Origin of the sequence: Mesorhizobium sp. M7A.F.Ca.MR.148.00.0.0, from assembly GCF_003997735.1 — a bacterium.
GTDB lineage: Bacteria > Pseudomonadota > Alphaproteobacteria > Rhizobiales > Rhizobiaceae > Mesorhizobium.
This window is the reverse complement of the sequence record NZ_RZTB01000058.1, coordinates 3193-27965: the sequence shown is the minus strand read 5'-3', so window position 1 is coordinate 27965 and position 24773 is coordinate 3193. Positions and strand designations below refer to the sequence as shown.

General features: G+C 63.2%; 23 protein-coding genes and 1 other RNA gene. 12 read left to right on the top strand and 12 right to left on the bottom strand.

Going from position 1 to position 24773, the window contains the following annotated elements; genetic code table 11:
* Positions 1–318: 318 nt before the first annotated feature.
* Entirely contained in the window at positions 319–1458 is a 1140-nt protein-coding gene (locus tag EOB49_RS20510; RefSeq protein ID WP_164781750.1) for a hypothetical protein, read from the top strand.
* 14 nt (positions 1459–1472) lie between these two features.
* On the opposite strand, the gene EOB49_RS20505 is transcribed toward EOB49_RS20510, so the two are convergent.
* Positions 1473–3074 (bottom strand): cisplatin damage response ATP-dependent DNA ligase, encoded by a 1602-nt coding sequence (locus EOB49_RS20505; protein ID WP_127382078.1) that lies wholly within the window; start codon positions 3072–3074, stop codon positions 1473–1475.
* A 4-nt stretch (positions 3075–3078) separates the two neighbouring features.
* Positions 3079–4089, bottom strand: a complete 1011-nt coding sequence (locus tag EOB49_RS20500) for a ligase-associated DNA damage response exonuclease (RefSeq protein WP_127382068.1) — start codon at positions 4087–4089, stop codon at positions 3079–3081.
* A gap of 106 nt (positions 4090–4195) precedes the next feature.
* Here EOB49_RS20500 and EOB49_RS20495 point away from each other — a divergent pair, with 106 nt between their 5' ends.
* The gene (locus EOB49_RS20495; protein WP_127382067.1) at positions 4196–5125 is read left to right on the top strand and encodes a methyltransferase domain-containing protein; all 930 of its coding nucleotides are present in this window, start codon (positions 4196–4198) and stop codon (positions 5123–5125) included.
* 286 nt (positions 5126–5411) lie between these two features.
* Entirely contained in the window at positions 5412–5774 is a 363-nt protein-coding gene (locus tag EOB49_RS20490) for a hypothetical protein (protein ID WP_127382066.1), read from the top strand.
* Here the strand turns inward: EOB49_RS20490 and EOB49_RS20485 are convergent, their stop codons facing one another.
* The 7 genes from EOB49_RS20485 to EOB49_RS20455 form a co-directional block, all read right to left on the bottom strand.
* The gene (locus tag EOB49_RS20485) at positions 5775–6716 is read right to left on the bottom strand and encodes a glyoxylate/hydroxypyruvate reductase A (protein WP_127382065.1); all 942 of its coding nucleotides are present in this window, start codon (positions 6714–6716) and stop codon (positions 5775–5777) included.
* 29 nt (positions 6717–6745) lie between these two features.
* Positions 6746–8377: an ABC transporter ATP-binding protein gene (locus EOB49_RS20480; protein ID WP_127326246.1), complete on the bottom strand. Its 1632-nt coding sequence runs from the start codon at positions 8375–8377 to the stop codon at positions 6746–6748.
* Complete coding sequence (locus EOB49_RS20475; RefSeq protein WP_127382064.1) at positions 8374–9519, bottom strand: ABC transporter permease; 1146 nt, start codon at positions 9517–9519, stop codon at positions 8374–8376. Before EOB49_RS20475 ends, EOB49_RS20480 begins: the two co-directional genes overlap by 4 nt.
* A complete protein-coding gene (locus EOB49_RS20470) occupies positions 9519–10616 on the bottom strand; it encodes a microcin C ABC transporter permease YejB (RefSeq protein ID WP_127321004.1) in 1098 nt (365 codons plus the stop codon). Before EOB49_RS20470 ends, EOB49_RS20475 begins: the two co-directional genes overlap by 1 nt.
* Before the next feature lie 30 nt (positions 10617–10646).
* Positions 10647–12515 (bottom strand): extracellular solute-binding protein, encoded by a 1869-nt coding sequence (locus EOB49_RS20465; RefSeq protein ID WP_127382063.1) that lies wholly within the window; start codon positions 12513–12515, stop codon positions 10647–10649.
* Positions 12515–14392, bottom strand: a complete 1878-nt coding sequence (locus tag EOB49_RS20460; protein ID WP_127382062.1) for an extracellular solute-binding protein — start codon at positions 14390–14392, stop codon at positions 12515–12517. Before EOB49_RS20460 ends, EOB49_RS20465 begins: the two co-directional genes overlap by 1 nt.
* A 155-nt stretch (positions 14393–14547) precedes the next feature.
* On the bottom strand, positions 14548–15222 hold the full coding sequence (locus EOB49_RS20455; protein ID WP_127326250.1) for a cytochrome c family protein: 675 nt from the start codon (positions 15220–15222) through the stop codon (positions 14548–14550).
* A 193-nt stretch (positions 15223–15415) separates the two neighbouring features.
* Between EOB49_RS20455 and EOB49_RS20450 the strand changes: the two genes are divergently transcribed.
* Both EOB49_RS20450 and EOB49_RS20445 read left to right on the top strand, forming a co-directional pair.
* Complete coding sequence (locus tag EOB49_RS20450; RefSeq protein ID WP_127382061.1) at positions 15416–16144, top strand: 3-deoxy-manno-octulosonate cytidylyltransferase; 729 nt, start codon at positions 15416–15418, stop codon at positions 16142–16144.
* Between the two features lie 9 nt (positions 16145–16153).
* Positions 16154–17017, top strand: a complete 864-nt coding sequence (locus EOB49_RS20445) for a prephenate dehydratase (protein WP_127268466.1) — start codon at positions 16154–16156, stop codon at positions 17015–17017.
* Between the two features lie 76 nt (positions 17018–17093).
* Here the strand turns inward: EOB49_RS20445 and EOB49_RS20440 are convergent, their stop codons facing one another.
* From EOB49_RS20440 to EOB49_RS20430, 3 genes are read right to left on the bottom strand one after another with little or no spacing between them, the layout of a single operon-like run.
* A complete protein-coding gene (locus EOB49_RS20440) occupies positions 17094–17399 on the bottom strand; it encodes a Dabb family protein (RefSeq protein ID WP_127268465.1) in 306 nt (101 codons plus the stop codon).
* 37 nt (positions 17400–17436) lie between these two features.
* Positions 17437–18381, bottom strand: coding sequence for an NAD(+) diphosphatase (nudC, locus tag EOB49_RS20435; protein WP_127382060.1), 945 nt, complete (start codon positions 18379–18381; stop codon positions 17437–17439).
* 41 nt (positions 18382–18422) lie between these two features.
* Positions 18423–18842 carry an HIT family protein gene (locus EOB49_RS20430; protein ID WP_127293986.1) on the bottom strand — a complete coding sequence of 140 codons (420 nt, stop codon included), beginning with the start codon at positions 18840–18842 and terminating at the stop codon, positions 18423–18425.
* Between the two features lie 169 nt (positions 18843–19011).
* Between EOB49_RS20430 and ffs the strand changes: the two genes are divergently transcribed.
* The 7 genes from ffs to EOB49_RS20395 form a co-directional block, all read left to right on the top strand.
* Positions 19012–19108: signal recognition particle sRNA small type (ffs, locus tag EOB49_RS20425), an RNA gene on the top strand.
* Positions 19109–19213: 105 nt separating this feature from the next.
* Positions 19214–21025, top strand: a complete 1812-nt coding sequence (locus tag EOB49_RS20420) for a DNA polymerase III subunit gamma/tau (protein ID WP_127382059.1) — start codon at positions 19214–19216, stop codon at positions 21023–21025.
* Positions 21026–21055: 30 nt separating this feature from the next.
* Positions 21056–21379: a YbaB/EbfC family nucleoid-associated protein gene (locus EOB49_RS20415; protein ID WP_013527931.1), complete on the top strand. Its 324-nt coding sequence runs from the start codon at positions 21056–21058 to the stop codon at positions 21377–21379.
* Positions 21380–21406: 27 nt separating this feature from the next.
* Complete coding sequence (locus EOB49_RS20410; RefSeq protein ID WP_127319797.1) at positions 21407–21814, top strand: hypothetical protein; 408 nt, start codon at positions 21407–21409, stop codon at positions 21812–21814.
* A gap of 135 nt (positions 21815–21949) precedes the next feature.
* Positions 21950–22882 (top strand): cell wall hydrolase, encoded by a 933-nt coding sequence (locus tag EOB49_RS20405; protein ID WP_127382058.1) that lies wholly within the window; start codon positions 21950–21952, stop codon positions 22880–22882.
* Positions 22883–22995: 113 nt separating this feature from the next.
* On the top strand, positions 22996–23601 hold the full coding sequence (gene recR / locus EOB49_RS20400) for a recombination mediator RecR (RefSeq protein WP_027039603.1): 606 nt from the start codon (positions 22996–22998) through the stop codon (positions 23599–23601).
* An 82-nt stretch (positions 23602–23683) separates the two neighbouring features.
* Positions 23684–24773: lytic murein transglycosylase (locus tag EOB49_RS20395; protein WP_245472767.1), on the top strand; the 1090-nt coding region annotated here is incomplete at its 3' end.

Genomic DNA, 24773 nt, shown 5'->3' with positions numbered 1-24773 from the left:
AAGCCTCCAAGATGCGGCGGTGATAGACGCAACCGGGCGCGAATTCAAGATGCGACTTGGCAATTCCTGCGGCGGCACCATGGCACCCTCGAAGCCGGCCGCCGCCTTGTCCGCCAATCAATCGCCAAGGGATGCGGCGCACGGTGCGTGTGCTCCCTGCGCCTGGAAATCGGCGAAACATGCTGATTTTGTTGCCGGAACAGCGCCGGAATGGACTTTGCACACCTCTGCGAGGCAGAATGCGCCGCTCGCCCGTTGATTGATTGGTCGCCTGCGGCTAACGATCACGGCAAGGTTGGCAAAGACAGAGGGACCCGCTTGGACGTGATCGAAAAAGCGATCCGGAACGCCTTGGAGAAAGGCAATGCCGAGGACCGCGCGTTCCGCGAACGGGTCTATCGCTCGGCTTTTGCCGCGCTCGATCGCGCGCTCCAGGCCAATCCCGGTGTGACCGTCGAGGTCGCCATCAAGCGCCGCAAGGCAATCCAGGCGAATATCACCGAAATCGAATCCGAGTTCCTGCCGGCGGTGCCGGATGTCGGCCCGCAGGGCGATGCACCGGCGGTCGAACTCGGAGCGGACCCGGCGCCCGCGGTCGAAACCGGCCGACAGGCATCGTCCCCCGACGTCGTCGTCGACGGACCCGTGCAATCCGCTGCCGATGCGCCGCGCTCCCGCGTTCTGCCCGTCGTTCCCGACATCATGCCGGACGCCACGCTTCCCGATGCTCCGGCCATCGACATGTCGGTTCCGGCCTCGGCCGGCGCGACCACGGAAGTGGCGCCCGACCGCGATGAACGGCGAATAAGGGGGCGTCGCCTGCCGCTGACCGCCATCTTCCTGACCGTGACACTGCTCGCCGCGGTTGGCATCGGCCTGTTCTTCGCCGTGCAGACCGGCGTGTTCAAGACATCCGCGCAACTCGACACCGCCCCGCCGCAGGCGCCGCCGACCGTCGAGGATGACGATTTCACTCCGGCCGACGGCGGTCCGGCAAAACCCGGCGCCGCGGACCAGGCGCGCGACTGGATCAATGTGTTTTCGCCGGCCGATGCATCGCATGTCAGCGCGCCGTCGGACGCCAGGGCCGAGGTGATGAAGGACGATACCGGTTCGTTCCTGCGCATTCGTTCCGGCGCGTCCGGTTCGGCGATCAGCTTCGACGTCGGACAAGGCGTGCTGGAGAAACTGGCCGGCAAACATGCCGTGTTCGACATCATTGCCCGCTCCGAAGAAGGCAAGGAGACGCAGATTTCGGTCGACTGCAATTTCGGCGAACTCGGCGACTGCGGCCGCAAGCGCTATGCGGTCGGCCAGCAGCAGAACGAATATCTGTTCGATGTGCAGTTTCCGGACAAGCGGCCGGGCTCGGCCGGCACCATTGCCATCAATTCCGACTTCGACAAGCAGGGCAAGGCCGCCGACATCTACGAAATCCGCGTTTCGATCGAGCCGTAAGAGCGCTGAACGGTCTAGCGGTCGAGCAGCGCCTGCAGCGTCTCGATGCGGTCGGCCTCGTTGGCCGGCTTGTCCCAGCGCAGCCGCGAAATGCGGGGAAAGCGCATGGCAACGCCGGATTTGTGCCGGGTCGAGCGGTTCAGCCCTTCGAAGGCGACTTCCAGCACCAGGCCGTTGTCGCGGTCAGCCCGCACCGAGCGCACCGGCCCGAAACGCTCGATCGTGTTGTCGCGGACATATTTGTCGATCTGCTTCAACTCCTCGTCGGTGAAGCCGAAATAGGCCTTGCCGACCGGCACCAGTTCCTCTTCGCCTTCGGCACCTGTCCAGACGCCGAACGTATAGTCGGAATAGAAGCTCGAGCGTTTGCCGTGGCCGCGCTGGGCATACATCAGCACCGCGTCCACCGTGTGCGGATCGCGTTTCCATTTGAACCATGGACCTTTCGGCCGGCCGGCGACATAGGCTGAGTCCCAGCGCTTCAGCATGACGCCTTCGATGATCGGATGCGGCGGCACCCGGCGTAGTTCCTCAAGCGTTTGCCAACCCGTGAAGTCGACGAATGGCGAAAGATCGAAACGGCTCGGGTCGAGCGTCCCGATAAACGCTTCCAGCCGGTCGCGCCGCTCGCGAAACGGCAGCGCGCGCAGATCCTCGCCGCCGACCTGGAGCAGATCGTAGCAGCGCATGAAGGCCGGGTATTGCTGCTGCATCTTCGGTGTCACCGTCTTGCGATTCAGCCGTTGCTGCAGATCCGAGAAGGTTCCCGTCGCCTCTCGGGGATCGCCGACAAGCAGTTCGCCGTCCAGCGTTGCGGAAAAATGCATGGCATCGGCGAGGTCCGGAAAGGCGCCGGAAACATCGTCACCGGTGCGCGAATAGAGCCGTCGGATGCCGCCCTCGGCCACCGCCTGGACACGGATGCCGTCCCATTTCCATTCGGCGGCATAATCCGCCGGATCGAGCTTTTCGAGATCGCCGTCACCGACCGGGTTCGACAGCATCACCGGGCGAAACAATGCCAACGCCGTGTTCCTGGGCTTTTCGGCCTTGCCTTCCAGCCACGCGAACAGCGCTGTGTAAGGCGGCGACAGCCCGTGCCAGAGTTCCTCGATCTCGGCCACGTCGACCTTGCCGAAATCGGCCAGCGCCTGTTTGGCCAGCCGCGCCGACATGCCGATGCGCAAGCCGCCGGTGACCAGCTTGATGATGGCGAAGCGCGCCGAGATGCCCGCGCTGTCGAGCAGCCCGGCCAGCACCTTCGGTCCGTCGGAGCGGCTTGCCGCCTGCAGTTTGGCGACGACTTCGCCCAGCGTCGGCTCGCGGTTCGCGATGTTCCCGGGTGTTTGCGGCCAGACCAGCGACACCGTTTCGGCGAGATCGCCGACATAGTCGTAGGAATAGCCGAACAGCACCGGATCCATGCGTTCGGTGACCAGCATGCGCAGCATCGCCGGCTTGATCGCGGCGATGTGGAGATCGCCGGTGATGGCAGCCAGCGCCAGCCCGCGATCGGGATCCTCGACGCTGCGGAAATAGTCGGTCAGCAAGGTCAGCTTGCCGTTGCGCGACGGCGTCAGCACCAGGCGGTCGAGAAGCTCGGCGAAGCGGTTCATGGCTTCAATCGCCCTCATCTTCGTAGCCGACCAGATGCAGCGGCCGGGCGGCGATGCCTTCGAGCTCGCACCAGCGCACCAGCGCTTCCTCGCGGCCATGCGTCACCCAGATCTCCTCGGCTCCGGTCTCCTTGATCGTGGCGGTCAACTGATCCCAGTCGGCATGGTCCGAGATGATCAGCGGCAGCTCGACGCCGCCTTGCTTGGCGCGCTGGCGAATGCGCATCCAGCCCGACGCGAAGCATGAGATCGGATCGGGAAAACGCCGCGCCCAGCGGTCGGCGAAGGCCGATGGCGGGCCGACGACGATGGCGCCGGTAAAATCATCCTTGCCGCCGCTTTCGACGGTCGCCGGTTCGAGGGTGCCGAGATCGATGCCTTGGCTCTGGTAATATTCACTGAGTTTGGCCAGCGCGCCATGGATGTAGAGCGGCCTGTCGTAGCCGGCGTCGCGCAACAGCCGCATCACCCTTTGCGCCTTGCCCAGCGCATAGGCACCGACCAGATGCGAGCGCTCCGGGAACTGCGCTGCCGATTTCAGCAGGCGGGCGATTTCTTCTGTGTCGGGCGGATGGCGAAACACCGGCAGGCCGAAGGTCGCTTCGGTGATGAACACATCGCACGGGATCGGCTCGAATGGCGCGCAGGTCGCGTCCCTCTGCCGCTTGTAGTCACCGGAAGCGACGATGCGCGTGCCCTGATGCGCGACGGATATCTGCGCCGAGCCCAGCACATGGCCGGCTGGATGGAAGCTGACGCTGATGCCATTGAGTGCTATCGTCTCGCCGAGTTGTGCCGCTTGCGTCGTGCCAGCGAAATTCTCACCGTAGCGCAGGCCCATAATGTCGAGCGTTTGCCGCGTCGCCAGCACCGAGCGGTGGCCGGAACGCGCATGGTCGGAATGGCCATGCGTGATCAATGCCCGGTCGACCGGCCGGACCGGGTCGATGAAGAAATCGCCCGGCGGGCAATAGAGGCCCTCGGGCCGGGGATGAAGCAGGTCGCTGGCGCGCATGATCTCCAAGATAGGATATAATTCCGCGGCGGGAAGCCTGTTGTAAGTCACTGCTGACTCCCGCATAGAGCACCGCCGGCTCGATCCGCCGGCAGGACCCATCGCCATGAAACCGCTTCAGGCCTCGTCCGGCGACTTGAACGCCGATCGTCGTGCCGACTATGCCGAGATGCTGCACGCGGACGGGGACCATGCGGCGGCGGCGGAATTGCTGCTCGGCGCGCTGGAAATGACACCGCAATGGGCGATGGGCTGGTTTCGCCTCGGCGAGATGCAGCAGGCGGCGGGCGCGGCGGATCTGGCCGCACAGGCCTGGACGATGTCGCTGCAACTCGACCCATCGGATCGTCAGGGCGCTGCGCTGAACCTTCAATTGATCGGCAAGGCGCCGGCGCTCGACGCGCTCCCCAGCGCCTTCGTCGAGACACTGTTCGACCATTATGCCGAGAGCTTCGACGAGTCCCTGGTCGGCAGGCTGGGGTACCGGCTGCCCGGGATGCTCGACCAGGCCATTCGAGCGGCAAGGCCGGGCCGCTTCGCGCTGGCGCTCGATCTCGGCTGCGGCACCGGCCTGATGGGGCAGAGGCTGCGGCCGATCGCCGACCGGCTGGAGGGCTATGATATTTCGGCCAAAATGCTGAGAAAGGCGCGGTCCAAGGGCGTCTACGATTTCCTCGACAAGGCCGATCTGCGGGATTTTCCCTATGCCGGTCCGAAAGCCGATCTGGTGACGGTGGCCGATGTTTTCATCTATGTCGGCGCGCTGGACGGCGTGGTGAAGGCGATTGCCGGCTTGCTGGCCATGGACGGTCTGTTCGCGTTTTCCGTCGAGACGCTGGCTGGCGATGGCGATTTCGCGCTGCTGCCGTCGCGCCGCTATGCGCATGCGCAACACTATGTGCGCGACGTCCTGGCCGCCAACGGGCTTTCGGTCCTGTCACTGGAGCCAACCGTCATCCGGCAGGATCGTGGGGAACAGGTCAACGGGTTGGTCGTTGTGGCCAAGGCTCCGAACTCAGCCCGACAAAGGACCTGACGACAGCCGGTTCCGTGATGTCCGCAGCTTTTGCCAGCAGAGATAGGAATTTTTTCTTGACACCCTGCCCTCAGCTATGGTACATTTTCGCTCATGGTGCTGATTTCCGCCAGTGACCCGCCGCGCAGGCGGGTTTTTCGTTTGATGCTCCGTCAGCCACGCGCCGGCGGAGGGGCGGCCTCGCCGCATCGCAAACAATCTTGCTGTGAAAAAGTCCGATTTGCATGCGCGACTGATATTTGCGATCTGCTCGCATCAGGGCGGGATATCAGGAGGAGCATAGCCGATGCGCTGGAACATGATGATCTTGGCCTCTTGCCTGCTGACCGCCGGCTGTGTCGGCGGCACGTCGATGTCGGAACAGCAGGATGCGAACGTCCAGTCCTCCCTGCAATACGACACCGTGCCGTGCGACCAGTTGCTGGCGCAGCGCAACGGCTTGGCGCAGCAATACAACCTGCCGACGAAGGCCAAGCCGACCTTCTCCAATCCGGCGATGGGCTTCGGCCCGTTCACGCCTGACATGCGCTCCAAAGCCAAGCGCGATACCGACAAGGCGAGCGGTGAGATCGATGCCATGAACCGGTCGATCGACCGACGCGACTGCGGCCAGCCGGACAAACAGAAGAAGCTCGCTCTGCCCGGCTAGCTAATACCCCGCCTTGCGGTCCACCAGATTGTCGAGCTTTTCGCCGCGTTCGAAGGCGTCCATCTGGCGCAGCATGATCGGCGCCAGATGCACCGGATCGGAGGTCGCTGCCGCGTGTGGCGTCACGAACACTTTTGGATGTCCCCACAGCGGACTGGTCTTCGGCAGCGGTTCGACCTCGAACACGTCGAGGCTTGCCTCCTTCACCGTGCCGTCATCCAGCGCCCGCAAAATGTCGGCATCCTTCTGCAGGCGGCCGCGCCCGGCATTGATCAGCACCGAGCCGCCGAGACCGTTGCGTTTCCGCAGTTCCTTCAGCACGCCGTAGTTGATAATGCCCTTGGTCTCCGGCGTCAGCGGCAAAAGCACCACCAGGATGTCGGTGGCCTTGAGGAAGGGGATCAGTCCAGCCTCGCCGGAATAGGTCGCGACGCCTTCCATGGCCTTGTCGGTGCGCGACCAGCCATTGACGGCAAAGCCAAGCGACAAAAGCACCGATGCCGCGGCCCGGCCGAGACTGCCGAGGCCCATGATGCCGACCGAAATGTCACCGGCAGGCCTCTGCTGCGGCTCGTGCCAGATCTTCTTCGGCTGCTGCGACCGGTAGAGCAGGCCCTGGCGGTGATGATCGAGAACCCGCCAGACGACATATTCGGTCATGTACTGGGTGAGGTTGTCGGCGACGACCTTGACGATCGGCACATCGGGCAGGCCGGGATCGGCGAAGATATGATCGACGCCGGCGCCGATCGAAAAGATGGCGCGCAGATTGGGCAGCGACGACAACAGGTTCGGCTTCTGCTTCCACACCACGGCATAGGTGATCGACGGGTCGCTGGCGCCGTCGGGCTCCAGCACCACCTCGCGTTCGGCCGACAGGAGCTCGCGCCAGCGCTGCGGATGAAAGCCGGTGACGGCAAGCAGGATACGGCCTTTTTCCATTGCGGTCTTTTAGTCCCTCTCTACGCAAATCACTCGCTGACGATGCCGACCGGTGCCGTCTCGATCTTGAAGGCGGCCGAGATCAGCGCCCGAGTATAGTCGGTTTGCGGATTTTCAAAAATCTGCTGGGAAGGACCGGCTTCGACGATCCGGCCATTGCGCATGACGATGACGTCGTTGGCCAGCGCCCGGATGACTTTCAAATCATGGCTGATGAAGAGATAGGCGAGGTCGTGCTTGGCCTGCAGGCTGCGCAGCAGATCGACGACCTGCGCCTGCACGCTCATGTCGAGTGCCGACGTCGGCTCGTCCAGCATGACGAAGCGCGGGTTGAGCACCATGGCGCGTGCGATGGCAACGCGCTGGCGCTGGCCGCCGGAAAACTCGTGCGGATAGCGGTTGCGTGTCGCCGGATCGAGCCCGACCTCCTTCAGCACGGCGGCCACCTTGTCGTCGCGCTCGTCGGGCGACAGCTTCGGTTCGTGGATCTTGAGGCCTTCTTCGATGATCTCTGCGATCGACATGCGCGGGCTGAGCGAGCCGAACGGATCCTGGAAGACGATCTGCAATTCGCGCCTGAGCGGCCGCATGGCGTTGAAAGTCAGCTGGTTGATGTCGCGACCGTTGAACTGGATCGTTCCGGTCGACGAGATCATTCTCGCCAGCGCCAGGCCGAGCGTCGTCTTGCCGGAGCCGGATTCACCGACCACGCCAAGCGTCTGGCCGGCGCGCACGGTGACATCGATGCCGTCGACCGCCTTCACATTGTCGACGGTGCGGCGGAAGAAGCCCTGCTTGATCGGGAACCAAACCTTTATGTCCTTGCCGGTCATGACAGGCTTGGCATCGGCATTGGCGGCCGGCGGCTTGCCCTTTGGCTCGGCCGCCAGCAGATGCCGCGTATAGGCATGCTGCGGATTGGCGAAGATCTCCTTGGTCGGCCCGGTCTCGACGATCTTGCCCTTGGTCATCACGCAGACGCGATCGGCAATCTTGCGCACGATGCCGAGATCATGGGTGATGAACAGCATCGACATGCCCTTGCGGCTCTTCAAGCCGGCCAGCAGTTCGAGGATCTGCGCCTGCACGGTGACGTCGAGCGCCGTCGTCGGCTCGTCGGCGATCAGAAGTTCGGGCTCGTTGGCCAGCGCCATGGCGATCATCACGCGCTGACGCTGGCCGCCGGACAACTGGTGTGGATAGGCATCGAGGCGCTTGTGCGGATCGCGGATGCCGACCTCGTTGAGCAAGGCCAGTGTGCGTTCCTTGGCCGGGCGGTCGGCCATGCCCTGATGCAGCTTCAGGATCTCGACGATCTGCTGCTCGATCGTGTGCAGCGGATTGAGCGAAGTCATCGGCTCCTGGAAGATCATGGTGATCTTGTTGCCGCGCACCTGCCGCAACTGCTTCTCGTTCATCGCCAGCAGGTCGGCGCCCTGGAACAGGATCTTTCCCGAGGGATGGCTGGCGCTTGGATAGGGTAGCAGCTTCAGCACCGAAAGCGCCGAGACCGATTTGCCGGAACCGGATTCGCCGACCAGCGCCACCGTCTCGCCCTTGGCGATGTCGAACGAGATGTGGTCGACCGCCGTCGACTGGCTGCCGCCCTGGCTGAAGGCGACGCTGAGGTCCTGTACGCTGAGCAAGGGGGCTTCGCTCATCTGAACGTCTTGCGCGGATCGAAGGCATCGCGCGTCGCCTCGCCGACGAAGACCAGCAGCGACAGCATCAGCGAGATGACGACGAAGCCGGAAATGCCGAGCCACGGCGCATTGAGGTTCCGCTGCGCCTGCTTGAGCAGTTCGCCGAGCGAGGCGGAGCCGGGCGGCAGGCCAAAGCCGAGGTAGTCGAGCGAGGTCAGCGTCGAGATCGAGCCTGAGAGCAGGAAGGGCATGAAGGTCAATGTCGCCACCATGGCGTTGGGCAGCAGGTGCCGGAACATGATGGTGCGGTTGGGCACGCCGAGCGCCCGGGCCGCGTTGACATATTCGAAATTGCGGGCGCGCAGGAACTCGGCCCGCACCACACCGACCAGCGCCACCCAGGAGAACAGCAGCATCAGGCCGAGCAGGATGAAGAAGCCCGGCGGCAGGATGGCGGCGACGATGAGCAGGAGGTAGAGCACCGGGATGGCAGACCAGATTTCGATGAAACGCTGGAACAAGAGATCCGTCCAGCCGCCGAAATAGCCTTGCACGGCGCCGGCCGCGACGCCGATCAAGGCCGAGCCGGCGGTCAGGATCAGGCCGAACAGCACCGAAATGCGGAAGCCGTAGATGACGCGCGCCAGCACGTCGCGCGCCTGGTCGTCGGTGCCCAGCCAATTCCAGTTGCCGACGATGCAGGCGGGGTCGGCGGCACCCTGCGGGTACTGGTTGCAGCGCTTCGTGGCGTCATACTGCCAAGACGGCCTGGCCGGTGCTGCTTCCGGAATGGCGTTGTTGACGGTCTGATAGGAGTAGCGCACCGGCGGCCAGATCATCCAGCCATTGGCGTTGATCTCGTCCTGGATGACCGGGTCGCGATAATCGGTGACGGCATAGAAACCGCCGAATTTTTCCTCGGGGTAGGCGACCAGCACCGGAAACAGGATCTCGCCCTTGTAGGAGGCGATGATCGGCTTGTCGTTGGCGATGAACTCGGAAAACAGCGACAGCACGAACAGGACGAGGAAGATCCACAGCGACCAGTAGCCGCGGCGGTTGGCTTTGAAGTTCTGCAGGCGCCGCTTGTTGAGCGGCGACAGAAACGGCCGCTTTATCCGCGCGGGTGCCGCGTCCACGGGGACTGTAGCCTCCGACATCAGACGTCTCTCCGCTCGAAATCGATGCGCGGATCGACCCAGGTGTAGAGCAGGTCGGACAAGAGACCGACGAACAGCCCCAGCAGCGAGAAGATATAGAGATTGGCGAACACCACCGGATAGTCGCGCTCGACCACCGACCGGAAGCCGAGCAGGCCGAGGCCATCGAGGGAGAAGATGTTCTCGATCAGCAGCGAGCCGGTGAAGAAGGCCGAGATGAAGGCGCCGGGAAAGCCGGCGATGACGATCAGCATGGCGTTGCGGAAGACGTGGCCGTAGAGCACCTGCCGTTCCGACAGGCCCTTGGCCCGCGCCGTCACCACATACTGCTTGCGGATTTCTTCGAGGAACGAGTTCTTGGTCAGCAGCGTCGTGGTGGCGAAGGCCGACAGCACCAGCGCGGTCAGCGGCAAGGTCATGTGCCAGAAATAGTCGACGATCTTTCCCCACCAGGACAATTGATCCCAATTGTCCGAGGTGAGGCCGCGCAGCGGAAACCAGTCCCAGAAAGACCCGCCGGCAAACAGCACCATCAGCATGATGCCGAACAGGAAGCCCGGAATGGCATAGCCGACAATGACGACGCCGCTGGTCCAGACGTCGAAGGGAGTGCCGTCCTTGACCGCCTTGCGGATGCCGAGCGGGATCGAGATCAGGTAGGACAAAAGCGTGATCCACAGTCCGATCGAGATCGAGACCGGCATTTTTTCCAGGATCAGGTCGAGCACCGAAATGTCGCGGAAATAGCTGTCGCCGAAATCGAAGCGGGCATAGTTCCACAGCATCATGCCGAAGCGCTCGAGCGGCGGCTTGTCGAAGCCGAACTGCTTTTCCAGCTTCTTGATGAATTCCGGATCGAGCCCCTGCGCCCCGCGATATTTCGAACTGACGTCACCGGCGACATCCAGGTTGCCCCCAGCACCCGCGTCGCCGCCACCGCCGCCAAGGCGGTCGCTGCCGCCCTGATTGGTCAGCCGGGCGATGACCTGTTCGACTGGACCGCCGGGGGCGAACTGGATGACGGCGAAGGATATCGCCATGATGCCGAACAGGGTCGGGATCATCAACAGGATGCGGCGCAGGATATAGGCGCCCATCAGGCCTTCTGCCCCGCTTGAGCGAACATCTCAGCCTTTGCCAATTTTTGCCGCCTTGCCCTTATCGAACCACCACAGCGTCTCGACCGGAAAGCCGAAATCGGGCTTCTGTTCGACAAAGCCGAACATGTCCCAATAGGCGACGCGGTGATTCGCCAGATAGTATGTTGGAATCCAGTCCAGCCGCGCGCGCAAGACCCGGTCGAGCGCTCTGAGCGCCGTGACGAGTTCTATACGGTCTTTCGCCTTGCCGGCTGCCGCGATCAGGGCGTCGATGGCCTTGCTTTCCGTGCCCGGATAGTTGCGCTGCCCCGGGATTTTCGCCATTCGGGAATCATAGAGCATCTGCAGGCTGTCGTCGGTCGGCGTCGCCCCGATCGACCAATGCAGCAAGGCAAGATCGAAGTCGTAATTGCTGTGCCGCTGCTCATACTGCGCCGAATCGATTTGCCGGATCGATGCGTCGATCCCGATCGCCTTCATGTTCTCGGACCAAGGGGTGTAGATACGAACGATGCCGTCGTCCTCCGCCAGCATTTCGACCCGCAGCCGCTCACCCTTGTCGTTGACGACGAAACTGCCATCGCGCTTCCAGCCGGCCTGCGCAAGCAATCTCGACGCCTCGCCCAGCAGCTTGCGGTCATGGCCCGAACCGTCGGAAAGGGGCTGCGTCACCGCTTCACCGAAAACCTCTGGCGGCAATTCGGCCCGGAACGGCTCCAGCAGGGCCAATTCCTCAGGCGAGGGCAGGCCTTCGGCCTTGTAATCCGACCGTTCGAAGTTCGATTGAGAACGCTCGTAGGAGCCGTAAAACAGCGCCCGCTTCATCCATTCGAAATCGAAGCACCTGGCGATCGCCCGCCGCACCCGCTCATCGCGGAATTGCGGACGACGCTGGTTCAGTGCGACGCTCTGCATATCCGGCGTCTTCTCGCCGGGAAATTCCCGTTTGACGACCTTGCCGTCCTTCAGCGCCGGAAAGTCATATCCGGTCGCCCATACCCGCGAGGTGAATTCCTCGCGAAAATGCGTGTCGCCTTTCTTGAAGGCTTCGAACGCCGCCTGCCGGTCAAGATAGAAGTCGATGCGGATGCGGTCGAAATTGTAGAGGCCGCGGTTCACTGGCAGATCGCGGCCCCAATAGTCGGCCACGCGGTCATATTCGACAGTCTGTCCGGCCGCCACGCGTCCAATCTTGTAGGGACCCGAGCCAAGCGGCGGTGTCATGGTCGAGGCATCGAAATCATTGGCCGTGTAAAAGGCCTTGGAGACGATCGGCATCCCCACGATCGCCAGGATGTTTTGCGCTGACTGTTCGCCGTTGAAAGTGAGGTTGACGGTGGCGGGATCGACCGCAACCGCGTCGGTCATGTACCGCAACGCCTGGGAAAGGTTCGGATGGCCCTTGTCCTTATAAAGCTTCAGCGCGAAGACAACGTCGTCCGCGGTCAGCGGCGAGCCGTCATGGAAACGCGCTTGCGGTCGCAGGGCGAAGCGGAAACCGTTGCGGTCTGGCGACAGGGTAACGGTTTCGGCGAGCAGGCCGTAGGCCGCATCCGGCTCATCGAGCGCGCTTGTCATCAGGGAATCGAAACAGAGTTCGGCGCGCGGCGGAGCCTCTCCCTTCAACACCAGGAAATTCAGGGTGTTGAAGGTCAGGAAGCTCTGATTGAGGGTCGAGTTCGGCGGCGCGAAATTCATCTGGCCGCCCTTTGGGGCGTCAGGATTGACGTAGTCGAAATGCGCGAAATCGGGTTTGTATTTGAGGTCGCCGAAGGCCGACAGGCCGTGCAGCCTGGTGCCGGTCGCAGTGTCGCCGAAGGCCCGGCCTGGCAGCAGGGCGGCGGCCGCCGCGGCACTGCCCAGGGCGAGAAAGTCGCGACGGGCAAGGGCCGCCATCAATTGCCGCCCTTGTATTTGGCTGCCAAGGCCTTCTCCTTGTCCGGATCGATCCACCAGGAATCGATGTCGGCTCCGACATAGGCAGGCTGCTTGTCGGGGAATTTGAACTTGTCCCAATAGGCCAGCCACACCGCCGACCGGTAATATTGCGGAACGACGTAGAAGTTCCACAACAGGATGCGATCGAGCGCATGGGTGGCGGCGACGAGATCGTCGCGATCGGTGGCGAAGATGATGCGATCGACCAGCGCGTCGACGGTCGGGTCCTTGATGCCCATCAGATTGCGCGAACCGGGCGAGTCGGCAGCTTTAGAGCTCCAGAAGTCGCGCTGCTCGTTGCCCGGCGAATCCGACTGCTGCAGCATCCCGGTGACGACATCGAAATCGAAATTGTTGACGCGGTTGATGTACTGCGTCTGGTCGATGATGCGCAAAGTGGCGTCGACGCCGATCTTGCGCAGATTGGCGATGTAGGGGCTGGCGATCACCTGGTCGGTGTCGTTCCAGCCAAGGATTTCGAACTTGAACGGCGCGCCGGTCTTGGCATTGACCATCTTGCCGCCCTTGATCACCCAGCCCGCCTTGGCGAAGAGATCGACCGCCTGTTTCAGGTACTTCCGTTCCGCCTGCGGCAAATCATAGACCGGCAGCTTGAATTCCTGCGTGAAAAGTTCGGGCGGCAGCTTGTCTCGGTATTTTTCCAGGATTTCCAGTTCCTTGCCCTGCGGCAACCCGTTCGAGGCCAGTTCGGTGCCCTGGAAATAGCTCGACGTGCGGGTGTTGAAGCCGAAGAACAGTGTGCGGTTCATGCTCTCGAAATCGAACGGAATGGTCAGCGCTTCACGCACCAGCCGGTCCTGGAACAGCGGCCGTCGCTGGTTGAGGACGAAGCCCTGCATCGGTTCCGGCGCCTGGGTCTGGAAATCCTTCTTGATGACATCGCCGGCTTGGAATGCCGGGAAATTGTAAGCCGTCGCCCATTTGCGCGAACTGTATTCGCGGTTGATGTCTTCCAGCCCACCCTTGGTGAAGGCGAGCCAGGCAGCGTTGTCGTCCAGAATATAGGTGTAGCGTCGGGTGTCGAAATTCTCACGGCCGATCTTCACCGGCAGCTTGGCCGCCCAATAGTCCGGCACACGCTGCCAGATGATTTCCGAACCCGGCTTGAAGCTGGTGATCTTGTAGGCGGCCGAACCGAGCGGAATTTCCAGCGTCGGCTTGGTTACGTCCCGCTTCTTGCCGTTGGCATCGGTGCCTTCCCACCAATGTTTCGGCAGCACGGCAAGGTCGCCGATGATCTTGGGCAGTTCGCGATTGCCCTTCTGGTTGAAATGGAACTCCACCTCGCGATCCGAAATCGCCACCGCATCGGTGACATTTTCAAAATAGCGGCTGTACTGCGGGCTGTTGGCCTTCAGCACATGAAACGACCAGATCACGTCATCGACGGTTATCGGCTGGCCGTCATGCCATTTGGCGCGCGGATCGAGCCGGTAGGTCGCGGAGGAATAATCATCAGGATATTTGTAGGCATCGGCGATCAGCGGATGGCTGGTGCTGCCTTCGTCGGTCGCCTGCTCCATGAGCGTGTCGTAGAGCAGGCCGCCGCCGAACCCGACCAGGCCCGCGGCCGGTGATCCCTGGACGATGTAGGGGTTGAAGCTGTCGAATGTGCCTGGCACCACCGAATTCAGCGTGCCGCCCTTGGGCGCGTTCGGATTGACGTAGTCGTAGTGCGGAAAATTGGCGCCGTATTTGGATTCGCCGATCAGCGATGAGGTGGTGCGCCATTCGTCGGCGCGGGCAGCCTGCAAGCCCGCCGCCAGAAGGGCTGCCGCCAGCAACGACTTGAGAAGCGTTCGGCCAACCGTCATGCACTATCCTCTTCGCAATGCCCGTTCATGGCAATCTAGATGATTTGGCGCTCGTGAAAACCGCCGTGCGCGGCTTTGTCGCCGCCTATGCGGTTTTCCCAACAAAAAAGCCGGGCTGAACCCGGCTTTTTCAAGGTCGTCGAGATGATATCTGGCTATTGGGCAGGCGCCGGTGCCGGTGCGGCCGGAGCCGGGGCGGCGGGAGCGGCCGGCGCGGCACCCTCAGCCGGCTTTGCCGGAGCGGCTGCATCGGCGGGCGCGCCTGCATCTGCGGCGGCACCCGGCGCCGGCAGCGGCTTGGGATTGTCGGACAGCGTGCGCAGATAGGCGATGACGTTGGCGCGATCCTCGTCCTTGGGCAGGCCGGCGAAGCCCATCGCGGTGCCCTTCACGAGTTTCTTCGGCGAGGTGATGAAGTGGTTGAGGTTGTCGTACGTCCACTTCTCGGCGCCGCCCTTGGAGAATTCCTTCATGCCGGCCGAATAGGCAAAGCCTTCATGCTCGGCAACGGGGCGGTCGATGAGGTCCCACAGGTCGGGGCCGACCTTGTTGGGGCCGCCCTTTTCGCCGGAATGGCAGGCTTGGCACTTCTTGAAGACGGCAGCACCTTGCTCGACATTGGCGGTCGCCAGCAGTTCGGCGATCGGCTTGGCAGCGGCGGCAGGCGCGGCCGGACCGCCTTCGGCGGGCTCGGCGGCCTCGATGGCGAAACCGGGCTTTTCCGGCGCCGGCGAGGCAAACAGCGCATCGGACACGATGCCGACCGAGAAGACGACGAAAACGGTTCCGAGCAATCCGGCGAGCAGTTTGTTGACTTCGTTGGAATCCATACGCCCCTTGCTCCCTTTTCCGGCGGACAGAACCGTCCACTCCGTCCGTCGGTATCGTGACCCGTCCTGCCAGGGCGGTCAAATCGGGCGGAAACTAGGTCTTTTGCTGCGGCGTTGCAACACCTATAAGGGCGCTTCCAGTGAGACCTTTTGCCACTTTCCCTGTCCTCTTTCGAGACGCCTTGCACCCGAAATGTCCACGCTGATCCTGATCCCGGCCCGCATGGCTTCGACCCGCCTGCCGGGCAAGCCGCTGGCCGACATCGCAGGCGCGCCGATGATCGTCCATGTCGCCCGCCGTGCCGCCGAAGCCGGCCTTGGACGGGTGGTGGTGGCGACCGACACGCAAAGCGTGGCGCAGGCGGTGCGCGCGCACGGTTTCGAGGCCGTGATGACGCGCACGGATCACGAATCCGGCTCCGACCGCATCCACGAGGCGCTGATCGCGCTCGACCCCGGGCGCAAGGTCGAAACCATCGTCAATGTGCAGGGCGACCTGCCGACGATCGATCCCCAGATCATCGCCGCGTCGCTCAGGCCTTTCGAGGACAGTGCAGTGGACATCGCCACGCTCGGCGTCGAGATCGTCCGTGACGAAGAAAAGACCAACCCCAATGTCGTCAAGATCGTCGGCTCGCCGCTTTCCGGCAGCAGGCTGAGGGCGCTCTATTTCACCCGCGCCACGGCGCCTTGGGGCGAGGGGCCGCTCTACCATCATGTCGGCCTCTACGCTTACCGCCGCACCGCATTGGAGCGTTTCGTCGCGCTGAAGCCGTCGCCGCTCGAACGGCGCGAGCGGCTGGAACAGTTGCGGGCGCTGGAAGCCGGCATGCGCATCGACGCCGAGATCGTCCAGTCGCTGCCGCTCGGCGTCGACACGCCGGAAGACCTCGAACGCGCCAGACAGATCCTTTCAACCTGAGATATCGGCATGCCTGAAAAGACCAACAGAATATCCTTCCAAGGCGAGCCGGGCGCCAATTCCGACACCGCCAGCCGCAACATGTTCCCTTCGATGGAGCCGTTGCCCTGCCCGACATTCGAGGATGCCTTCAACGCGGTCGAGACCAACAAGGCCGACCTCGCCATGATCCCGATCGAGAACACCATTGCCGGGCGCGTCGCCGATATCCATCATCTCTTGCCGGAATCGAAGCTGCACATCATCGGCGAATATTTCCTGCCGATCCATTTCCAGCTGATGGTGCTGCCGGGCGTCAGGCGCGACGAGATCAAGACGGTGCACAGCCATATCCACGCGCTTGGCCAGTGCCGCAAATACATCCGCAAGAACGGCTGGAAGGCGATCGTCGCCGGCGACACGGCCGGCGCCGCCAAGATGGTCTCCGAGGTCAAGGACCGCACCATGGCGGCGCTGTCGCCCGCGCTGGCAGCGACGCTCTACGGGCTCGATATCATCGAGCAAAACGTCGAGGACACCGACTCTAACGTCACCCGCTTTGTCGTCCTGACCAAGAACAAGCAATGGGCCGAGCGCCCGTCGCCTGACGTCAAGATGATGACGACCTTCATCTTCCGCGTCCGCAACGTGCCGGCGGCACTCTACAAGGCGATGGGCGGCTTCGCCACAAACGGCATCAACATGACCAAGCTGGAGAGCTACCAGCTGGGCGCTTTCACGGCGACGCTGTTCTACGCCGACATCGAGGGCCATCCCGACGACCCGCTGGTCAAGCTGGCGCTGGACGAGCTTCGTTTCTTCTCCCGCGAAGTGCGGATTCTCGGCGTCTATCCGGCCAGTGAGTCGCGTGAGCAGTGGAAGGTTGCGGACTGATCGCAGCTGGGCATGATCTCCGGACAAACGAACCGTTTGTCCTAGAAAACCGGTTTCCACTTTTCGGGACCATGCACTAAATCACCGCGCCCAGCGGCACATAGTCGATCTCCATGAAGGTCTCGACCTCGGGCACCCAGCGGTCGCGCACGAAGGCGACATGGTCGGGATGGTCGTTGTACCTGTTGTAGGCGGCCTGGTCGGCGAACTCCATCGAGAAGCCGAAACGATAGTCGTTCTTGGGGCTGATCTGCCGCAATTGCTCGAAATGCGTGACGCCTCTGATCGCGGTGAGGATTTTCTTGGCGTCGACCAGGAACCGCTTTTCCTCCAGCGAATGCGGCGGATGCTTCAGCGTGAAAACGACGGTGTGACGGATCATGTCCTGCTCCTGCAATGTCTTTGAATAATCGCTGCCATCATTCTGAATCGACCCAGGCGCGGATGAGGTGATGCGCAATGGCGCCTTTCGGCGGCGTGACCAGATTGTCCTTGTGCGTCCTTTCCAGCATCAGGCGCACCTCGTCGCGAAAAAACCAACGGCAGTCCTCAAGCTCGTTGAGGTCGGCCTGGATGTCGTCGTTGAGCGGCTCGCCGAAGCAGCCGATCATCAGCGAATAGGGAAACGGCCAGGGCTGGCTGGCGTGGTAGACGACGCGGCCAAGCCGGATGCCGGCCTCTTCCAGCGTCTCGCGGCGCACCGCAGCCTCGATCGTCTCGCCCGGCTCGATGAAGCCGGCAAGGGCCGAGTACATGCCCGGCGCGAAATGACGGCCGCGCCCGAGCAGGCATTTCTCCCGCGTCGCCGTCAGCATGATCGCCACCGGGTCGGTGCGCGGAAAATGCTCGGTGCCGCAATTCGGGCAATGGCGCTTGTAGCCGCCCGCCCGCATCTGCGATTCCGTACCGCATTTGCTGCAGAAGCGATGGCTGGCATGCCAGGCAAGCAGGGCCGCCCCTTGCGCCATCGCGCCGGCCGCCGCCTCGTCGATCAGCCCTTGCATGTAGACCGAGCGGTAGTCGATGGCCTTGACTGTTTCCGGAAGCTGTTCGGGTTCGACGCCGGCGGGCACGGCCAGCACCGGTCCTCGTTCGGAAAAGCCGAGCAGGATGCCTTGCGCCAGGGAAACCTTGAAGGGCTCGCTCTCGGTCGCGCTGAACCAGGGATCGAGAGCGCCGCCATCGCCGAGCTTCAGATAGAGCCGGCCGCCATGCATCAGAAGCAGCCGCGTCGCCGGGTCGGCCAGCGCCTTGTCGACCGAATCGTCGGCGCGGTTCTCGGACTGCCGGTCGATCGTGTTGCCGGCGAAGCCGACGAACTGGCTCGGCTCGCGCAAAGGCGCGTCAAACAGGCGGAAGCTCATGGGGACTCTGGGCTATGTTGAGGGATGGACACGGGGAACGCTTATAGCGCCGCCTTGATCGTTTCGGCAAACCGTCGCAAGTCGGAACGTTGATAGGGCTCTCGCAGGCCGTGTCCCCACACAGGGCCTGGCCAGCCGGGATCACCTTCCGAACGCGCGATGACATGGATGTGCAGCTGGCGCACGATGTTGCCGAGCGCGCCGGTGTTGATCTTGGTGCAGCCGGTCGCCTTCTTCAGCGCCTGCGCCACCATATTGGTCTCGAAGGTCAGCATCGTCTGGTCGAGCGGCGTCATGTCATGGATTTCCTCCGCGCCGGGCCGCTGCGGCACCAGCAGCAGCCATGGCCAGCGGCGGTCGTTCATCACCCGCAGCTCGCACAGCCCAAGCCACATCAACTGTTCGCTGTCCGCCTCCAGCCGTGCGTCCAGCGTAAATCCGGCCTCCAGGCCCGGCAGCATCGGCGTTTCCCTTGCTTTTCTTGGTTTGCTCAACACATGAAGGCTAGAGCGGCGGCAAGGGGGCTGCAAGTGAATCATTGCGCCCTCACGGTTTGGTGCGCCGATTCGACATTTAACGATTTCTTCGGCGGACTTGCATTTCGTCGCGCAATTGCCGATATGGAAAGCGGGAGGTTGGTGGTGGACGATCCACTCGCCAACCGGGTCAGGTCCGGAAGGAAGCAGCCCTAACGAGCCCGGAACGGGTCATTGTTCCAGCCTCCCACCTCATCGGCCCCTCTCGCGACATTGACGACGCATTGCAGCGCGGGCGAGACTATGCGCAGGAATCGGCCGCCTTCGGGCGCGGCTATTTGGAGCTTTACGGGCGTATGAGCGAAGCCGGAAATTCGGGACCAAAAAGCCTGGAGATAGGCAAGGCCGCCGCCTATCGCGTGCTGGCGCGCAAGTACCGTCCTTCGAATTTTTCCGAGCTGGTCGGCCAGGAGCCGATGGTGCGCACCCTCACCAATGCCTTTGCCACCGGCCGCATCGCCCAGGCCTGGATGCTGACCGGCGTGCGCGGCGTCGGCAAGACCACGACGGCGCGCATCCTCGCGCGGGCCCTGAATTATAAAACCGCTGATATCGACCAGCCTTCGGTCGACCTCGCCGTGCTCGGCGAGCATTGCCAGGCGATCATGGAGGGCCGCCATGTCGACGTCATCGAGATGGACGCCGCCTCGCACACCGGCATCGACGACATCAGGGATATCATCGAGCGCGTGCGCTACGCGCCGGTCTCGGCCCGCTATAAGGTCTACATCATCGACGAAGTGCACATGCTGTCGACGCAGGCCTTCAACGGCCTGCTGAAGACGCTGGAAGAGCCGCCGCCGCACGTCAAATTCATCTTCGCCACCACCGAAATCCGCAAGGTCCCGATCACCGTCCTGTCGCGCTGCCAACGCTTCGACCTGAGGCGCATCGACGCCGGCGCGCTGGTCGCGCATCTGTCTTCGATCTCGGCCCAGGAAGGCATTTCGGTCGACGACGACGCGCTGGCGATGATCGCGCGCGCCGCCGAGGGCTCGGCCCGTGATTCGCTCTCCATTCTCGACCAGGCGATTGCCCATGGCGCCGGCACTGTCGGTGCCGCGGCTGTGCGGGCGATGCTGGGACTTGCCGACCGCGCCCGCATCGTCGACCTGTTCGAACATGTGATGAAGGGCGATGTGGCGGCAGCCCTTGGCGAATTCCGTGCGCAGTATGACACCGGCGCCGATCCAGCCGCCGTGCTGACCGACCTTGCCGAATTCAACCATCTCGTCACCCGGCTGCGTTTCGTGCCGACGGCCATCGAGGATGCCTCGCTGTCGGAAGACGAGCGGCAGCGCGGCGCCGATTTCGCCAGGACGCTGTCGGTCAGGGTGCTATCACGGACATGGCAGATGCTGCTCAAGGGCATCCCCGAGGTGCAGTCCTCCAACCGGCCGGTCAGTGCCGCCGAAATGGTGCTGATCCGGCTGGCGCATGCCGCCGATCTGCCGACGCTGGACGAGGCGCTGAGACCGCTCGATAGCGCTGCGCCTATGCAGAATGGCGCGCCGCGCCCGAATGGGACGTCGGCAAGTTCCGGCAATGGCGGTGGTGCCAGCGCGGTGGCGCAAACGCGCATGCCATCTGGGTCGGGCGGCGCACAGAGCATGCGGCTGGTCGAAGCCTCGCCTGCTGCCGTTGCCTACGTCGCTCCGCCGGAGCCGGCCATGGAATCGGCGCCGCTGAAATCGCTGGCCGACATCATTGCGCTCGCCGATGCGCAGCGCGACATCGCCTTCAAGGTGCTGGTCAAGAGCTGCATCCGGTTTGTGCGTATCGAGCCCGGCCGCATCGACGTCGGCCTGACCGGCGATGCGCCCAAGATGCTGCTCAACGACCTGACGACGAAGCTTCGCGCCTGGACCGGCCGCAGTTGGCTGGTCTCCCTGTCGAAGGAAGAGGGCGGCCAGACGCTCGCCGAAATGGAATCGGCCAAGCGCGAGACGGCATTTCTCGATGCCAAGAGCGATCCCACCGTGGCCGCCATCCTAGCGCGCTTTCCCGGTGCCAAGATCATCGACGTGCGCATTCCAGACGCGCCGGAAGCCGAAACGACAGAGGCTGAAGTGCCGGTCGAGCCGCCGGCTGACGACGACGAACCCTGATCCAGCCACGAATCCGCAAAGGACCCGACCATGAAAGATCTTCTCGGCCTGATGGGCAAGGCGAAGGAAATGCAGGCCAAGTTCCAGGCCATGCAGGACGAGATCGCCACGCTGGAAGCGTCCGGCCAGGCCGGCGGCGGCCTGGTCAACGTGACGCTGACCGGAAAATTCGAGATGAAGTCGCTGAAGATCGATCCGTCTCTGTTCAAGGAAGACGATGTCGAGATCCTGGAAGACCTGGTGCTGGCCGCTCACAACGACGCTAAGACCAAGGTCGAGCAGATCATGCAGGAAAAGACCAAGGCGCTGACCGCAGGTCTGCCGATCCCGCCGGGAATGAAACTGCCCTTCTAGCATTCGGCGCGCGCGCCCATGATCGCCATGACCGAAGAGCCCTCCGAAAGACTGATCGAGCAGCGTATCCGCAACAGGATCTACGAGATCCTGGAAATCCTGGCCGATTGTGACGACGGCGTCGATCTCGTCGGCATCAAGGGTTATTTCTACCTGTTCGAGGATTTCGTCCATCGCCCGTCGATCGAAGCCGGCACATCGGCGCTTTCAAAGGACGAGCGCGCGATCGTGCTGGAGATCGCCGAATTTCTGGAGGCGGCAAGCGAGACAAATCCGGACTTCACCAAGGCTGACTTCATAGACAGCGACTGGCCGGGAAAGATCGCGCCGACGGCCAGGGAGGCGCGAACGCTGTTCCTCCGGCGCGGCCTGTTTTCGGAGAAGGTTGAGGAGCTTGAGCCCGGCCAGCCGGCGGCCATTACAGTGGGGCACTAATTCACTTTTAGGCCATGCAGCTGTACCAATTTGGCAACAGAGCCTCATCAATAACGTTTTGGCCATCATTTTGCCCGAAAGTGTCTCATTCTTGCCGCAGCCTGGGGGCGGGCATGGAAGTGAGAGGGTTACCTGTTGATTGCCACGCGATGGAAGACGCCGCTGTTGCTCTGCGCCGTCATTTCACCCCTGTTTTTGGCTGCCTGCAGCCAGACCACGTCACACGGCATGTCCGTCGCCAGCCTGACCGACGCCATCACGCCGGTTTTCCTCAGCTCACGGGCCTACAGCCACACGCCGAAGGACAAGGAATGCCTGGAACGGGCGATGTTCTTTGAATCCAACCGATCGAGCCGCGACGGCATGATCGCGGTCGGCACGGTGGTGATGAACCGGCTGCGCTCCGGCAAGCACGGCAGCACCATCTGTGCGGTGGTGGGCGAGCGCGGGCAGTTTGCCCCCGGCGTCATGACAAGGCCGATGAATTCACGCGCAATGCCCGATGTCGAAGAGGCTGCCGAGGCGGTGCTCAAGGGTGAGCGCAAGGCCAAGCTCAAGAACACCATGTTCTTCCACACCGCCGGCTTACGCTTCCCCTACAAGAACATGCACTACACCATGGTTGCCGGCGGCAATGCCTTCTACGAGAAGCGCGGCCGCAACTGGCAGCCGCTGCCGGACGAGCCGCAGGTCGCCATTGCCTCGGCGGCGCCGCAGAAGCCAGCGGAGCCGGTGACGATGGTCGCGTCCGCCGAGCCGGTGCGTCCGGCCAAGCCGGCCACCGTCCGGTCCGTCCCTGCCCAGCAGACCTATATGACCGCGGCCGCCGTGCCGACCGCGAAATCCGCGCGTGTCTCGGCGGAGCCGACGGTGGTGGCGATGCAGGAGCCGATGGAGGAACCGGATGCCGCCCGTTTTGGCGGAACCTTGAACACAAGGACAAGGGTCATCTCCTCGGTCGAGGAAGCGCCGCAAGAGGCGTCTATGGGATTCCAGTCGACGCCTGAGAACACCGACGCTGTCGGCGCGATGATCGTCAGCCAGGGCCGGCCGCTCGAAACCAACTGATCTGCTCTCCATGGTCCCCATAGGCCCCGCCCATTTTGGTCCGCCAAGGCCAATATGGCGGTCATGCGTATGCGGATGTTCCAAAGCGCTCTGAAAAATCCTAGATCAGAGCGATGTCGAAGCGAATCGCCGGTCCCGAGATCGAACGTCTGATCCAGCTCCTGGCCAAGGTGCCGGGGCTGGGTCCCCGGTCGGCCAGGCGTGCGGCCCTTCATCTGATCAAGAAGAAGGAGCAGCTTTTGTCGCCGCTGGCCGCCGCCATGGCCGAAGCGGCCGACAAGGTGCGCATCTGCTCGACCTGCGGCAATGTCGACACATCGGACCCTTGCATGATCTGCACCGACCCGCGCCGTGACGCCGGCACCATCATCGTCGTAGAGGACGTCTCCGACCTGTGGGCGCTGGAGCGCGCGGCGGCGATGAATGTGCGCTACCACGTACTCGGCGGCACGCTGTCGCCGCTCGACGGTATCGGCCCCGACCAGCTCAACATGCGCTCGCTGGTCGACCGCGTCGCCGGTGGCGAGGTCAAGGAGATCATCCTCGCCGTCAATGCGACGGTGGAGGGCCAGACGACCGCGCATTACCTCACCGATCAGCTCTCCGGCTTCGACATCAAGGTGACACGGCTCGCGCATGGCGTGCCGGTCGGCGGCGAACTCGACTATCTCGACGAGGGCACGCTGGCCGCGGCGCTACGCTCGCGGACGGCGTTTTGACGCAATTGGCGGGCAGGAGAAGCAAATGATTCCTGCTTTTGTGAAATCAGCTTTCGTCTTTCTCTGCCTTGTCTTTGCGGCGATGGTTTCGGTCACTCCCGCCTCGGCCGCACCGATCGACGACCAGTTCCGCGCCTGGCTGCAGAACGACCTTTGGCCGCAAGCAAGGGCGAAAGGCATTTCCAAAACCACCTTCGATGCCGCCTTTGACGGCATCAAGCCCAATCTGAAGCTGCCCGACCTGGTCAAGCCGGGCGATAAGGCGACCACGCCGCGGAAGCAGCACCAGGCCGAATTCGGCTCACCCGGCGCCTATTTCGCCGAGAAGACGGTTCGCGCGGTGACGGCGGGCGGGCGGGCGCGCGAAGCCACCAATGCCAGGACACTTGCATCAATCGAAAAGCGCTACGGCGTGCCGGGCGAAGTGCTGCTGGCGATCTGGGGCCGCGAGACCGGATTCGGCGCGGCAAAAATGCCTTACGTCGCCTTCGAAGTGCTGGGCACCAAAGCGTTCATGTCGACCAGGAAGGACTTCTTCCGCACCGAGTTGCTTGCTGCACTCGAGATCGTCGAGCGCGGGCTGGCTCCGGTCGGCGCGATGAAATCGTCCTGGGCCGGAGCGCTCGGCCAGCCGCAATTCATGCCGACCTCGTTCCTGAAACATGCCGTCGATTTCGACGGCGACGGCCGCGCCGACATCTGGAACTCGACGCCGGACGTGCTGGCCTCGATCGCCAATTATCTCGTCCATTACGGTTGGGTAAAGGGCCGTGGCTGGGGTTTCGAGGTGACGGTGCCGGAAAGCGTTTCCTGTTCGTTGGAAGGCCCGGACCAGGGCAAGAAAATCTCCGAATGGGCTGATATGGGCATCAAGCGCGTCGGCGGCAAACCGTTTCCGGCGAGTGAACTGAAGGCCGAAGGCTTCCTGCTGATGCCGGCAGGGCGCAGCGGCCCGGCCTTTGTCGCCACGCCCAATTTCTACGTGCTGAAGCAATACAACACCAGCGACCTCTACGCGCTGTTCATCGGCCACGGCGCCGATCGCATCGCCCATGGCGACGCGAATTTTGCCGGCAGCTGGGGCGCGGTTGGCGGGCTCCACCGTTCGGACATCGCGGCCCTGCAGCGGTCGCTGGAAGCCAAGGGCTATGATGTCGGCAGCGCCGATGGCC

Bases quoted from the DNA above. Each gene is read 5' to 3' on its own strand.
- EOB49_RS20505 (WP_127382078.1), bottom strand. From the start codon at position 3,074: ATGAACCGCTTCGCCGAGCTTCTCGACCGCCTGGTGCTGACGCCGTCG.
- EOB49_RS20500 (WP_127382068.1), bottom strand. From the start codon at position 4,089: ATGCGCGCCAGCGACCTGCTTCATCCCCGGCCCGAGGGCCTCTATTGC.
- EOB49_RS20495 (WP_127382067.1), top strand. From the start codon at position 4,196: ATGAAACCGCTTCAGGCCTCGTCCGGCGACTTGAACGCCGATCGTCGT.
- EOB49_RS20490 (WP_127382066.1), top strand. From the start codon at position 5,412: ATGCGCTGGAACATGATGATCTTGGCCTCTTGCCTGCTGACCGCCGGC.
- EOB49_RS20485 (WP_127382065.1), bottom strand. From the start codon at position 6,716: ATGGAAAAAGGCCGTATCCTGCTTGCCGTCACCGGCTTTCATCCGCAG.
- EOB49_RS20480 (WP_127326246.1), bottom strand. From the start codon at position 8,377: ATGAGCGAAGCCCCCTTGCTCAGCGTACAGGACCTCAGCGTCGCCTTC.
- EOB49_RS20475 (WP_127382064.1), bottom strand. From the start codon at position 9,519: ATGTCGGAGGCTACAGTCCCCGTGGACGCGGCACCCGCGCGGATAAAG.
- EOB49_RS20470 (WP_127321004.1), bottom strand. From the start codon at position 10,616: ATGGGCGCCTATATCCTGCGCCGCATCCTGTTGATGATCCCGACCCTG.
- EOB49_RS20465 (WP_127382063.1), bottom strand. From the start codon at position 12,515: ATGGCGGCCCTTGCCCGTCGCGACTTTCTCGCCCTGGGCAGTGCCGCG.
- EOB49_RS20460 (WP_127382062.1), bottom strand. From the start codon at position 14,392: ATGACGGTTGGCCGAACGCTTCTCAAGTCGTTGCTGGCGGCAGCCCTT.
- EOB49_RS20455 (WP_127326250.1), bottom strand. From the start codon at position 15,222: ATGGATTCCAACGAAGTCAACAAACTGCTCGCCGGATTGCTCGGAACC.
- EOB49_RS20450 (WP_127382061.1), top strand. From the start codon at position 15,416: ATGTCCACGCTGATCCTGATCCCGGCCCGCATGGCTTCGACCCGCCTG.
- EOB49_RS20445 (WP_127268466.1), top strand. From the start codon at position 16,154: ATGCCTGAAAAGACCAACAGAATATCCTTCCAAGGCGAGCCGGGCGCC.
- EOB49_RS20440 (WP_127268465.1), bottom strand. From the start codon at position 17,399: ATGATCCGTCACACCGTCGTTTTCACGCTGAAGCATCCGCCGCATTCG.
- nudC (WP_127382060.1), bottom strand. From the start codon at position 18,381: ATGAGCTTCCGCCTGTTTGACGCGCCTTTGCGCGAGCCGAGCCAGTTC.
- EOB49_RS20430 (WP_127293986.1), bottom strand. From the start codon at position 18,842: ATGCTGCCGGGCCTGGAGGCCGGATTTACGCTGGACGCACGGCTGGAG.
- EOB49_RS20420 (WP_127382059.1), top strand. From the start codon at position 19,214: ATGAGCGAAGCCGGAAATTCGGGACCAAAAAGCCTGGAGATAGGCAAG.
- EOB49_RS20415 (WP_013527931.1), top strand. From the start codon at position 21,056: ATGAAAGATCTTCTCGGCCTGATGGGCAAGGCGAAGGAAATGCAGGCC.
- EOB49_RS20410 (WP_127319797.1), top strand. From the start codon at position 21,407: ATGACCGAAGAGCCCTCCGAAAGACTGATCGAGCAGCGTATCCGCAAC.
- recR (WP_027039603.1), top strand. From the start codon at position 22,996: ATGTCGAAGCGAATCGCCGGTCCCGAGATCGAACGTCTGATCCAGCTC.